Here is a 12,882-nt window from a genome sequence, read left to right as displayed (position 1 = left end):
AGAGCGCCGCGTGGCGCGTACTCTCCCTAGCCGTGGCTGACCGCATTGAGGCGGTCGTTTGCGAAATCACGGAGTTGACGGGCGCGTGCCGAGACTCCGGAAGGTTTCGCATTTCGCATGTCCATTTTCAGTTCTGACCACGCCGTCATGCCCGAGAACGACGAGATCGTCGAGGCCGCGGACGCCGCGGAGATCACCTCCATCGTCGAGCTCGACGGCGACGACCTCGCCGAGGCCGTAGAGGCCCTCGACATCGACGCGGACGCCTCCGCCGACGAGCCCGCCGAGCCCACCGTCACCTTCGGCGACCTCGGTCTGCCGGAGGGCGTCGTGCGCAAGCTCGCGCAGAACGGCGTCACCACCCCCTTCCCGATCCAGGCGGCGACCATCCCGGACGCCCTGGCCGGCAAGGACATCCTGGGCCGCGGCCGCACCGGCTCCGGCAAGACCCTCTCCTTCGGTCTCCCGCTGCTCGCCACCCTGGCCGGCGGCCACACCGAGAAGAAGAAGCCCCGCGGCGTCATCCTGACCCCGACGCGTGAGCTCGCGATGCAGGTCGCGGACGCCCTCCAGCCGTACGGCGACGTGCTCGGCCTCAAGATGAAGGTCGTCTGCGGCGGTACGTCCATGGGCAACCAGATCTACGCGCTGGAGCGCGGCGTCGACATCCTCGTCGCCACCCCCGGCCGTCTCCGCGACATCATCAACCGCGGCGCCTGCTCCCTGGAGAACGTCCAGATCGCCGTTCTCGACGAGGCCGACCAGATGGCCGACCTGGGCTTCCTGCCCGAGGTCACCGAGCTGCTCGACCAGGTCCCGGTCGGCGGCCAGCGCCTCCTCTTCTCCGCCACCCTGGAGAACGAGATCGACAGCCTGGTCAAGCGCTACCTGGTGGACCCGATCACGCACGAGGTGGACCCGTCCGCCGGTGCCGTCACCACCATGACCCACCACGTCCTCGTCGTGAAGCCGAAGGACAAGGCGCCGGTCACCGCCGCCATCGCCGCCCGCAAGGGCCGCACCATCATCTTCGTCCGCACCCAGCTGGGCGCCGACCGCATCGCGGAGCAGCTGCGCGACGCCGGCGTGAAGGCCGACGCGCTGCACGGCGGCATGACCCAGGGCGCCCGTACGCGCACCCTGGCCGACTTCAAGGACGGCTACGTCAACGCGCTCGTCGCGACCGACGTCGCCGCCCGCGGCATCCACGTCGACGGCATCGACCTGGTCCTGAACGTGGACCCGGCCGGCGACCACAAGGACTACCTGCACCGCTCGGGCCGCACCGCCCGTGCCGGCCGCTCCGGCGTCGTGGTCTCCCTGGCCCTGCCGCACCAGCGCCGTCAGATCTTCCGCCTGATGGAGGACGCGGGCGTCGACGCCTCGCGTCACATCGTCGGCGGCGCAGGCGCGTTCGACCCCGAGGTCGCCGAGATCACCGGCGCGCGTTCGCTGACCGAGGTCCAGGCCGACTCGGCGAACAACTCGGCCAAGCAGGCCGAGCGCGAGGTCGTCGACCTCACCAAGCAGCTGGAGCGCCTGCAGCGCCGCGCCGTCGAGCTCCGCGAGGAGGCCGACCGCCTGGTGGCCCGCGCCGCCCGCGAGCGCGGTGAGGACCCCGAGGCCGCCGTCGCCGAGGTGACCGAGGCCGCCGAGGCCGAGGTCGCGGCCGCCGCCGTCGAGGCCGAGCGTGCCGCCCGCGCCGAGGAGCAGCGCCGCGAGGAGCGTCCGGCCCGCGACGAGCGGGGCAACTACGAGCGTCGTGACCGTGGCGGCTTCAACCGCGACGACCGCGGTGACCGTGGCGGCTTCCGCGGCGGCGACCGTGGCGGCTTCCGTCGGGACAACGACCGTCCGTCCGGTGGCTTCCGTCGTGACGACCGTCCCTCGGGCGGCTTCAACCGCGACGACCGCGGTGGCGACCGTGGCGGGTTCCGTCGTGACGACCGTCCGTCCGGTGGCTTCCGTCGTGACGACCGTCCGTCGGGCGGCTTCAACCGCGACGACCGCGGCGGCCGTTCCTTCGAGCGCCGTGACAACGACCGTCCGTCCGGTGGCTTCCGTCGTGACGACCGTCCCTCGGGCGGCTTCAACCGCGACGACCGCGGTGGCGACCGTGGCGGCTTCCGTCGCGACGACCGTCCGTCCGGTGGCTTCCGTCGTGACGACCGTCCCTCGGGCGGCTTCAACCGCGACGACCGCGGCGGCCGTTCCTTCGAGCGCCGTGACAACGACCGTCCCTCGAACGGCCACCGCGGCAGCGACCGTCCGTTCAACCGCGACCGTCGCGACGACCGCCCCTCCGGCGGCTTCCGCTCCGGTGGCGGCGACCGCCCGTACGGCCGTCGCGACGACCACCGCGGCACGGGCAGCGGCACCGGCTCGGCCGGCGGCTTCAGCCGCCGCGACGACAAGCCGCGCTGGAAGCGCAACGGCTGATCTTCCGTAGGACCCGCACAGGGCCCGTACGCCACTTCGGTGGGGTACGGGCCCTGCGCCTTTGAACGGGTTCGAAAATCACTTCTCGCCTGTCAGGGGCGGCTGTTAGCATCGGCGCACTCGCAGGGGGGACGGTGCGGCCGGGGGGCCGACCGACATGCTGTTCAGCACGAGTGCCGCCGCCCCCCCCGTGCTTCTTCGATGATCCTCAGGGGAGGACCCGAGTGCCTCGTAGCGCTCTTCTACGCCATTCCATCGCGGCCGTCACCGCCGTGACCCTTCTCGGCGGCATCGGCCCGCTGACCGCGACGGCGACCGCGGCGCCGGTCGCCGCCGCGACCGCCGCCGCGGTGGACCCGTGGGCGGCGTCCGTCCCGCTGTCGGACGGCACGACCATCAACAGCCTCAGGGACCTCAAGACCGCCAAGGACGGGTCGGTCGTCGCCCTCTGGTACCGGATGCCCGCGAACCGGAGCAAGAACGAGCTCGTCGTCGCCGTGCGGCCGGCGGGGAGCACGGCCTGGGGCGAGGCGCACGTCCTGCGCACGCTGCCCGGACTGCGCTCCGACGCCGCTCTCACCGTCTCCGCCGACGGATCGGTCACGGCGGCCTGGATGGAGTACCCCAACGACGGCGGCATGGGGGACGAGAAGCCCGGCGGGGTGTTCCGGATGGCGACCCTCACGGCCGGTGCCACCACGTGGTCCGCCGCCTCGGACATCATGACCGACCCGGGCTGGGCGCACAGCGGGCAGCTGGCCGGCTCGCCCTCGGGCGAACTCGTCGCCGTCTGGCAGGGCTCCGCGGACGGGAAGGCCGCGGTGCTCTCCTCGGTCCGTCCCACGCCCGACGCGGACTGGTCCGACCCCGTCCGGCTCGACGAGCCGCTCGCGGACGGAGGGCTCAACGGTCCGCCGCAGCTCGTCTACTCGGCGCAGGGCACGGCCACGGTCGCCTTCGTCCAGGGCACCGGCAGGACCGGCGAGGTCAAGGTCACCGACCGGTCGGCGGACGGCACGTGGTCGAAGCCCGTCGCCGTCTCCACGCCCGGCACCTACCCCACCGGCCCCACCCTGACCATCGGGAGCGGCGGCCACGCGGCGCTGGCCTGGAACTCGAAGGACGAGCCCACGTCCGAGACGAGCACACAGGTGCTCGCCGTCCGTCCGGCCGACAGCCTGACCTGGGGAGCCGAGGAGCCCGCCAACGGCTTCCGGACAGGCGCCTGGCGCAAGGTCGCCGTCAACCCGCAGGGCGACGTCACCCTGCTCGGCGCCGCCTGGGAAGAGGGCGCCGGGTACGGCGCGCAGACCACCACGCGCTCCGCCTCCGGGACCTGGTCGGCGCTGAAGACGCTGTCCACCGGCTACGTTCCCGACGACCAGTTCGACCTCGCGGCCGGTTCCGACGGCAGCTTCCACGCCGTGTGGACCCAGGGCGACGGGAACCGGAAGCTGATGGCGGCCTCGCGGGTCGGCGGCGTCTGGTCCGCGACCCCCACGCCGCTCTCCACCAACACCACCGGCTACGCCCTGGGCCTGGTCACCGTCGACGCGGCCCACCGGCCCGTGTCGGTGTGGGAACAGTCCACCGGCGACTTCACCAGCCAGCTGCGGGCGGCCACCACCGCACCCGCACCCGTCAAGCCGCTCCCGCGGTGGCGCGACTACAGCGGCGACGGCAGGGGTGACCTGCTCGGGCTGACCCCCGCCGGCGCGCTGACCGTGCGGACGGGCTCGGGCACCGGCGGACTGGGCACCGGTGCGACGTCGACCGGATGGCCGGCGACGTCGACGGTCGTGGCGTTCGGAGACCTCTCGGGCGACCGGTGCAACGACCTGCTCGTACGGAGCTCCGCCGGAGTGCTGACGCGCCACGACGGCGGCTGCGGGACCGCGTTCGCCAGGACCGGGACCACGTCCACCATCGGCTCGGGCTGGAACGTCTACGACGTGCTGACCGCTCCGGGCGACATGACCGGCGACGGTCGGACGGACCTGCTCGCCCGCACGCCCGGCGGCGAGCTGTTCCTCTACGCGGACGACACCAAGGGCGCGTTCAAGACGCGCGGGCGGGTCGGCGGCGGCTGGCAGACGTACAACACGCTCGTCGGCGTCGGCGACCTGAACGGCGACAAGGCGGGCGACCTGCTCGCCCGCGACACCGCCGGGGTGCTCTGGCGCTATCAGGGCACGGGCCAGGGCACCTTCGGCGCCCGCGTGCGGGTGGGCGGCGGCTGGCAGGCCTACAACTCCCTCTCGGCCGTCGGTGACTTCACCGGCGACGGCAGGGCCGACCTGGTGGCCCGCGACACGACCGGAACGCTCTGGGGCTACGCCGGGAACGGCGCGGGCGCCTTCGCCGGGCGGGTGAAGATCGGCGGCGGCTGGCAGATGTACAAGACGCTGTCCTGACCGGTGCCCCGGTCCGGCTCGGGGGCCGTCCCGCGCGATGTCGCGGGCACGGTCCCCGGGCCGTACGCGTATACCCGATCGGTTCAGGGGATCTCTCGGGCTATGCTGCACGGGTGTGCTTGTCCACGGGCCGTTAGCTCAATTGGCAGAGCAGCGGACTTTTAATCCGTTGGTTGTGGGTTCGAGTCCCACACGGCCTACGTGTGGCAGGCGGGGGTTTCGGCCTCCGGACTGCCGAGGAGCGCCCCGACCGGTTTCGACCGGTCGGGGCGTTTCCGTACCCGGGACGCGGTGCGCGGCACCGTGGGCGAGTCTGGTTCGTGGACGCTGAGCGTGGAGGTGGGGACCGTGACGGTGAACGGATCCGGAGATCCGACGGACCAGGCGCGGCTGCTGGCGCGATGGGCGCTCGGCACCGCGCTCGCGGCGGTCGTGCTGCTGCTGTCGGGGCTCGGCGGCGGCGGGGTGCTGGTCCTGCTGGGCGCGCTCGTGGGACTCGCCTGCTCGGCCGTGGGCATCTGGTGGTTCCTCGCCCACCGGGGTCCGCTGCGGGTGGCCGGCGCCCTGCTCGCGATCGGCGCGCCGATCGCCGTACTCGTCGTGTACGTCGTCTGGGGCCCCTGGCTGACCGCGCTCCTGGCGCTCGCGTTCTGGAGCGTCGCCCTGGTCTGCGCGCGGACCTCGCTGCGTCTGATCCGGGGTCCGCGCGCGAAGGCGCTCCCGCGGGGCGAGCGGCGGCCCCGGCCGCGGCGGGCCGTGCTGATCATGAACCCGAAGTCCGGGGGCGGGAAGGTCGCCCGGTTCAAGCTCGTCGAGCGCGCCGAGAGGCTGGGGGCGCGGGTCGTCCTCATCGACCCGTCCGTCGAGGCCGACGTCGACGCGATCGCCCGGCAGGCCGTGGCCGACGGAGCCGACCTGCTCGGGGTGGCCGGCGGGGACGGCACCCAGGCCCTGGTGGCCGCCGTGGCCGCCGAGCACGACCTGCCGTTCCTCGTCATCTCCGCCGGTACCCGCAACCACTTCGCGCTCGACCTCGGGCTCGACCGCACGGACCCGTCGACCTGCCTGGACGCCCTCGTCGACGGCGAGGAGTTCCGGGTCGACCTCGGCTCCGTGTCCGGTCGCCCGTTCGTGAACACCGTCTCGTTCGGCGTGTACGCCGACGTCGTCCAACTGCCCGAGTACCGCGACGCGAAGGCCGGCACCGCCGTCGAGGTCCTGCCCGACCTCCTCCAGGGCGGGGGCGGCGACCGGCTCGACGCGACCGCCGACGGCCTCGCGCTCCCCGCCCAGCAGGCCCTCCTCGTCAGCAACAACCCGTACGCCACGGCCGATCCGCTCAGCGCGGCCGCCGCCCGCAGACCCCGCCTCGACGGCGGAGAGCTCGGGGTGATCGCCATCCGGGTCGACGGGGCCGCCCAGGCCGCCGAGATGGCCGTACGGGGCACCCAGGCGAGCGGCCTGAACGTCCTCACGGCCTCCCGGGTGGAGGTGACCGGCAAGGCCGCGGCGCCCGTGCCCGTACCCGCCTCGGCGTTCGTCCCCGCGCCCACCCGGCCCCCCGGCGTCCCCGGCGAGCCCGGCACGATCTCCGTCGCCGTCGACGGCGAGGCGCTCACCCTGCCCACCCCCGTCGTCTGCACCGTCCGCCCCCGTGCCCTGCGCGTCCTCGTGCCGCGCCACCGGCCCGGGGTCATCGAGCCCCAGCCGCCACTGGACTGGCGGCGCGTCACCGAAATCGCCTTCCAGCCCCCTTCGAGGAGGAGCCGTTCATGACCGGCACCACCCCCACTCCGACCCCCGCGCCCGAGAAGAACCCCGTCCTGGCCGTCCTCAGGGATCTCCGGGCGATCGACGGCGCCGTGTACGCCGCCGTGGCCGCCACGCCCACCCCCACCCTCGACACCGGCTTCCGGCGGCTGTCGCGCGCGGCGAACCACTCGAAGATCTCCTTCGCCCTGGCGGCCGGGCTCGCCCTGGTGCCGGGCCGGCCGCGCCGGGCCGCCCTCGCCGGGGTCGGGGCGATCGCCGTCGCCTCCGCCACGGCCAACCTGCTGGGCAAGCGCCTCGTCCGCCGGCCGCGGCCGGACCGGGAGGCGGCCCGGGTCGTCGTGGGCCGCCACGTGAGGATGCCTGACTCGGCGTCGTTCCCCTCCGGGCACACCGCTTCCGCGGTCGCCTTCGCGACCGCCGCCGGGGTGGTCTTCCCGCCGGCCTCCGTACCCCTGCAGGTCCTCGCGATGGCCGTGGGCTACTCCCGTGTCCACACCGGGGTGCACTATCCGGGCGACGTGGCGGCGGGCGCCGTCCTCGGCGTCGCGAGCGCCGCCGTCTCCCTGACGGCCCTGGCCTCCCTGACGCCCGCCAAGGGGAAGTGACCGGACGCCGGAGCCGCCCGGCCGGACCGGGCGGCCGGCGCCGTGCGCCCGGCGGCTCCGTCGTCAGGCCCTGCCGTACGCCCTGACCGCCCGTCGGGGGCCGCGTCAGTACGTCGCGCGCGCCAGGTCCTCCTCCGTGAGGTCGAGCGCCGCGAGCCGCTCCGGGTCCGCGAGGACCTGCAGCTCGACGATCCGCTCGCCGACGATGGTGAACGCCATGAGCGCGCCGGGGCGCCCGTCGCTGACGGAGAGGTACGCGGGTGCGCCGTTGACGACCATCGGGAGCGACGCCGTGCGGAACCTCGCGTAGGTGAGGGCCTGGGCGATGACGGCCTCCGCGCCCCGCACGACCTTGGAGACGGCCGCGAGCGTCCGTCCGCCGTCCGCGCGCAGCACGACGTCCGGGTCGAGGACGGCGAGCAGCCCCTCGAAGTCGCCGCCGTGCGAGGCGGCGAGGAAGGCGTCGGCGATCTCCCGCTGCCGGCGGGCGTCGGGCCCGGCCGCGGGGGCCGCGTCCTGCACCCGGCGGCGGGCGCGGCTGGCGAGCTGGCGGGTGGCGGCCGGGGTGCGGTCCACGATCCGCGCGATCTCGTCGAAGGACACGGCGAACATGTCGTGCAGGACGAACGCGAGCCGTTCGGCCGGGCCCAGGGTCTCCAGGACGACGAGGAGCGCGAGGCCGACCGACTCGGTGACCTCGGCCGCGTGCTCCGGGTCGGTGGGGCCGGCGACCCGTGCGACCGGGTCGGGGACGTAGTACTCCAGCGGGTCCTCGCGGCGGGAGCCGCGCGAGCGCAGCATGTCGAGGCAGACGCGGCCGACGACCGTGGTCAGCCAGCCGCTCAGGTTCTCCACCGCGCCGACGTCGCTGCGGTTGAGCTTGAACCAGGCCTCCTGCACGGCGTCCTCTGCCTCGCTGAGCGAGCCCAGCATCCGGTACGCCACCGCCCGCAGGTGCCCGCGGTCGGCCTCGAAGCGCCGCGCGAGTCCGTCCTTGCCGTCGAAGCCGTCGAGGCCCTGGGTGCCGTTCCCCTGGTCGCGGTCCACTCGTCGCTCTCCCCCTCCGTGTCCCGTCATGCCGTCATGACGGATCCAACCTCGTCGATGTGACGGCTCCTGTCACGCCCCTCGGGACGGGCATCGGCGGTCCCGGAGATTCCGGTACGTGAGATCCACGGCGGTCCGGCGCGGACGCGGAGGATTCCCCGGCCGATCCCCAGGAGCGCCGGTGATCACCTCTTCAGTCCGGTGATCACCGTCCGTAGATTGATCCGCATGACGACGACAACTTCGCAGGTCAACGCCGTGCTCCGGACCCCGCCGGCCTCTCCCGCCGCCGCTGCCGCCTACTTCTCCGCGAGCCTCGCCTTCCACGCAGACGTCTCCGACGTGGCCTCCGCGCTGGCCGCCGCGGCCGCCGACGGCACCGACCCGGGCTTCGTCGTGATCGACTCGCGCTCGACCGCCTCCTGGGACCAGGGGCACGTCCCCGGCGCCCTCCACCTGCCGACCGCGCTGATCCCGGAGCAGGCCGAGCAGCTGCTCGACCGGTCCGTGCCGGTCGTGACGTACTGCTGGGGCCCCGGCTGCAACGGCGCGACGCGGGCCGCGCTGGCCCTCGCGGAGCGGGGCTTCCAGGTGAAGGAGATGCTCGGCGGCTTCGAGTACTGGGTGCGCGAGGGCTTCGCGTACGAGACCTGGGAGGGGCCCGCGGAGAAGGCCGCGGACCCGCTCACCGCGCCGGTGGACGCGGACGACTGCGGCTGCTGATCGCCGCCGCCCGCGCCCGCCGGGCACGGGCGGACGGGCCGCCCACGGAAACCGATTTCCGGATCGGCCCGCCCATGCCGTAGAGTCGTGTCTACCGACGCGGGGTGGAGCAGCTCGGTAGCTCGCTGGGCTCATAACCCAGAGGTCGCAGGTTCAAATCCTGTCCCCGCTACTCAGTAGCACGAAGGCCCGGATCCAGTCACTGGATCCGGGCCTTCGTCGTTCCCGCGTGTCCCGTGGTCGCGCTTGACCTTGACGCAACGTCAAGATCTAGCGTTCTCGGCATGGAGTGGTCGATCCAAGAGATCGCCAAGAAGGCCGGCACCACCAGCCGCACCCTCCGGCACTACGGAGACCGCGGACTGCTGGAACCGAGCCGGATCGGCGCGAACGGTTACCGGTACTACGACCAGGCGGCACTGGTCCGCCTGCAGCGGATCCTGCTGCTGCGCGAGCTGGGACTCTCCCTGCCCGCCATCGCCGAGGTCCTCGCCGGGCAGCGGGACACCTCCGCCGCCCTGCGCACCCATCTCGCGCTCCTGGAACAGGAGCGCGAGCGCATCGGACGGCAGATCGCCTCGGTGCGGACCACTCTCCACAAGACCGAGAACGGAGAAGAGCTCATGGCCGACGAAGTGTTCGACGGTTTCGACCACACGGTGTACGAGGAGGAGGTCACCGAGCGCTGGGGCCGCGACGCCTACGAGAGCGGCGACCGCTGGTGGCGCTCGCTCACCGCGGAGCAGAGGAAGGCGTTCATGGACGAGCAGGCGGACATCGCCCGCGCCTTCGCCCGGGCGCTCCGGGACGGCCTGGCCGCCGGCAGCGACGAGGTGCAGGAGATCGCCCGGCGCCAGGTCGCGTGGCTGTCCACCACCACGACGCCGACCAGGGAGTACGTGATCGGCCTCGGCCGCATGTACGTCGACGACCCGCGCTTCACCGCGCACTACGACCAGCACGAGGAGGGCACCGCGGTGCTCGTCCGGGACGCGATGGAGATCTACGCGGAGCGGAACCTCTAGGCCCACCCCTCGGGCAGGCCCCGCGGCTGAACGGTGGCCGAAAGGACGCCTGCCTCTTTGTGCGCCCGCACTGCCTCACCGTAGTGTCACGGGCACCATGAGTGACGAGAGGGTCGGCGACGTACGACGGCGGGCGCCCGCCGTCCTCGTCCTGCTCGCGCTCCTCGCCCTCCTCGTCAGCGTCTGCCACGGCTCGCACGGTCACGTGCTGCCGACCTCGGGCTCCGCCACCGTCTCCGCCCCCGCGCTCCCGCACGGTTGCGACCGGTCCGGGGAAGGGTGGTCCTTCGACGCCCACCTTCCCGCGCAGACCGCAGGCGCGCCCCTCGCCGCACCGGACGCCGGCGGAGCCGTGCTCCTGCCGTACGCGGCCGACCTCCGCACCGATCCCCGCGCGCGCTGCGTCCGCGGCCGGGCGGGACCCGGACCCGAGCCGGGCCGGCTGCTGATCGCCCTCGGAGTGGACCGGAACTGAGCCGGGTCTCGCCCCCGCGTGACCAGGCCCCCCTTCCGCGACCCACCCCAAGGACGTCCCCCCGTGAACCACCTGCTGTCCGGCAGCCTGCCGCCCGTCGCCGAGCAGACCGTCGGCAACACCCCCGTCCTCCGCATGGACGACGGCTACTGGGCCAAGCTCGAAGGCTTCAACTTCGGCGGCATCAAGGACCGCGCCGCCCTCCACATGGTCGAGCAGGCCCGCCGCCGCGGCGAGCTGCGGCCCGGCGCCCCGATCGTCGAGTCGACCTCCGGAACCCTCGGTCTCGGCCTCGCCCTCGCCGGGGTCCTGCACGGCCATCCCGTGCACGTCGTCACCGACCCCGGCCTCGAACCGATCGTCGAGCGGATGCTCGCGGCCCACGGCGCCCGCGTCCACGTCGTACGGGAGCCCAGCCCGCGCGGCGGCTGGCAGCAGGCCCGGAGGAACCGGGTCGCCGAGCTGCTCGCCGACCTCGACGGAGCCTGGTGGCCCGACCAGTACGGGAACCCCGACAACCCCGGCGCGTACGCGGGGCTCGCCGCCGAACTGTCCGCGCAGCTCGACCGGATCGACGTCCTGGTCTGCGCGGTCGGCACCGGCGGCCACTCGGCCGGGATCTCCCGGGCCCTGCGCGCCACCGGCAGTCCCGCGCTCGAACTCGTCGGCGTGGACTCCGTCGGCTCCACCGTCTTCGGCCTGCCCGCCGGGGAGCGGCTGATGCGCGGCCTCGGCTCCTCCATCCACCCGGCGAACGTGGACCACGGGGCCTTCGACGAGATCCACTGGGTGGGGCCCGCCGAGGCGGTGCGGGCGGCCCGCCGGCTGGCCGCGCGCCAGTTCGCCACCGGCGGCTGGAGCGTCGGCGCGGTCGCGCTGGTCGCCGGATGGCTGGCCCGCACCCGGCCGCGCGGGACGCGGATCGCGGCGGTCTTCCCCGACGGGCCGCAGCGCTACTTCGACACCGTCTTCAACGACGAGTTCTGCGCGGCGCACGGGCTCCTCGACGGCCCCGTCCGCCAGGACCCGGCCGGGTACGTCTCCGCCGACGCGGTCAGCGGCTGGACCCGCAGGGTCATGGACCGGACGGCGGCGGCGCGATGACCACGACGGCGGCGCCCGCCCGGGGCGGGTTCTGGAAGCAGAGCCGCACCTTCGAGCCGGCCGTGCGGCTCCTCTTCCTGAACCAGCTCACCATCAACCTCGGCTTCTACATGCTCATGCCGTACCTGGCCGCGCACCTCGCGGACGGGCTCGGCATGGCGGCCTGGGCGGTCGGACTCGTCCTCGGCGCCCGGAACCTCTCCCAGCAGGGCATGTTCCTGGTCGGCGGGGCGCTCGCCGACCGGCTCGGCTTCAAGCCGCTCATCGTGGCGGGCTGCGCGCTGCGGACGGTCGGCTTCGGGGCGCTGGCGTTCGCGCAGTCGCTCCCGGCGCTGCTCGCCGCCTCGCTCGCGACCGGGCTCGCGGGGGCGCTGTTCAACCCCGCGGTCCGGGCCTGCCTGGCCGCGGAGGCCGGGGAGGAGCGCCGGGTCGAGGCCTTCGCGCTGTTCAACGTCCACTACCAGGCGGGCATCCTGCTCGGGCCGCTCCTGGGCGTGGCCCTGACCGGGGTGTCGTTCCGGCTGACGTGCGCGGTGGCGGCGGTGCTGTTCGCCGGGCTGACCCTGGTCCAGCTCCGCTTCATGCCCGCGCGGGGCGAGCGGCGGGAGCCGGCCGGGGAAGGGCGCGGCCAGTTCCGGACGGTCCTCTCCCACCGCACGTTCTGGCTCTTCTCGCTCGCGATGACCGGCTCGTACGTGCTGTCCTTCCAGGTCTACCTGGCGCTGCCGCTCGCCGCCGGCGGCACGGGCCCCACGACGGCGCTCTTCGTCGTCTCCGCCCTGGTGGCGCTCGCCGGGCAGCTGCGGATCACCGCCTGGTGCGCGCGGCGGCTGACCCGGGAGCGGTGCCTGGTGCTCGGGCTGGCCCTGATGGGCGGCGCCTTCCTCCTCCCGGCCGTCCTCGGCCGGGGCCTGGTGGCGCTGCTGCTGTGCGCGGCGGTCCTGGCCGTGGCGAACGCGGTGCTCTACCCGTACGAGATGGACACCGTCGTCGCCCTGTCCCGGGGGCGCTGGGTGGCCACCCACTACGGGCTCTACAACACGGTGTGCGGGGTCGGGATCACCCTCGGGAACCTGGGGACGGGCGTGTTGCTCGACGTGACCGGGTGGTCGGCCGTGCCGTGGCTGGTGCTCTGCGCGGTGGGGCTGGGGTGCGCGGCCGCGCTGGCCCTCCTGGCGAGGGGCGGACGGCTGGCCGGACCGGCGGACTGAACCGGGCGCCGCGCCCTCGGGCCGTACGCCAGTCGGCCCCGCGGGAGTCGCCGCCCCCGCCGGGGG

10 protein-coding genes and 2 tRNA genes are annotated in these 12,882 nt (G+C 74.0%); 11 read left to right on the top strand and 1 reads right to left on the bottom strand.

The genetic code is table 11. From position 1 onward, the window contains the following. Nucleotides 1–117: 117 nt before the first annotated feature. From ACY0MR_RS17495 to ACY0MR_RS17475, 5 genes are all read left to right on the top strand, one after another. Entirely contained in the window at nt 118–2,439 is a 2,322-nt protein-coding gene (locus tag ACY0MR_RS17495; protein ID WP_473561513.1) for a DEAD/DEAH box helicase, read from the top strand. 272 nt (nt 2,440–2,711) lie between these two features. Beyond that, nucleotides 2,712–4,853, top strand: a complete 2,142-nt coding sequence (locus ACY0MR_RS17490; RefSeq protein WP_473561511.1) for an FG-GAP repeat domain-containing protein — start codon at nt 2,712–2,714, stop codon at nt 4,851–4,853. A 127-nt stretch (nt 4,854–4,980) separates the two neighbouring features. Then, nucleotides 4,981–5,053, top strand: a tRNA-Lys gene (locus tag ACY0MR_RS17485). Between the two features lie 139 nt (nt 5,054–5,192). After that, nucleotides 5,193–6,629 carry a diacylglycerol/lipid kinase family protein gene (locus ACY0MR_RS17480; protein WP_473561825.1) on the top strand — a complete coding sequence of 479 codons (1,437 nt, stop codon included), beginning with the start codon at nt 5,193–5,195 and terminating at the stop codon, nt 6,627–6,629. Next, nucleotides 6,626–7,231 (top strand): phosphatase PAP2 family protein, encoded by a 606-nt coding sequence (locus ACY0MR_RS17475; RefSeq protein WP_473561509.1) that lies wholly within the window; start codon nt 6,626–6,628, stop codon nt 7,229–7,231. Before ACY0MR_RS17480 ends, ACY0MR_RS17475 begins: the two co-directional genes overlap by 4 nt. Nucleotides 7,232–7,336: 105 nt before the next feature. On the opposite strand, the gene sigJ is transcribed toward ACY0MR_RS17475, so the two are convergent. Further along, nucleotides 7,337–8,308 carry an RNA polymerase sigma factor SigJ gene (sigJ, locus tag ACY0MR_RS17470; protein ID WP_473561507.1) on the bottom strand — a complete coding sequence of 324 codons (972 nt, stop codon included), beginning with the start codon at nt 8,306–8,308 and terminating at the stop codon, nt 7,337–7,339. Between the two features lie 198 nt (nt 8,309–8,506). Here sigJ and ACY0MR_RS17465 point away from each other — a divergent pair, with 198 nt between their 5' ends. The 6 genes from ACY0MR_RS17465 to ACY0MR_RS17440 all read left to right on the top strand — a co-directional run bounded on the left by ACY0MR_RS17465 (nt 8,507) and on the right by ACY0MR_RS17440 (nt 12,816). After that, complete coding sequence (locus ACY0MR_RS17465) at nt 8,507–9,001, top strand: rhodanese-like domain-containing protein (protein WP_392208422.1); 495 nt, start codon at nt 8,507–8,509, stop codon at nt 8,999–9,001. Nucleotides 9,002–9,099: 98 nt separating this feature from the next. Beyond that, nucleotides 9,100–9,173 (top strand) — tRNA-Met (locus tag ACY0MR_RS17460). A 112-nt stretch (nt 9,174–9,285) separates the two neighbouring features. Next, entirely contained in the window at nt 9,286–10,026 is a 741-nt protein-coding gene (locus tag ACY0MR_RS17455) for a MerR family transcriptional regulator (protein WP_473561505.1), read from the top strand. Between the two features lie 97 nt (nt 10,027–10,123). Then, entirely contained in the window at nt 10,124–10,501 is a 378-nt protein-coding gene (locus tag ACY0MR_RS17450; RefSeq protein ID WP_388801137.1) for a hypothetical protein, read from the top strand. A 135-nt stretch (nt 10,502–10,636) separates the two neighbouring features. Then, entirely contained in the window at nt 10,637–11,605 is a 969-nt protein-coding gene (locus ACY0MR_RS17445; RefSeq protein WP_392866922.1) for a PLP-dependent cysteine synthase family protein, read from the top strand. Next, entirely contained in the window at nt 11,602–12,816 is a 1,215-nt protein-coding gene (locus tag ACY0MR_RS17440) for an MFS transporter (protein ID WP_388801139.1), read from the top strand. The genes ACY0MR_RS17445 and ACY0MR_RS17440 overlap by 4 nt, the downstream gene beginning before the upstream one ends. Nucleotides 12,817–12,882 lie beyond the last annotated feature (66 nt).

Source organism: Streptomyces sp. JN8, assembly GCF_055808075.1.
The sequence above is the reverse complement of the archived record's forward strand: the minus strand, read 5'-3'. Positions and strand labels throughout refer to the sequence as shown.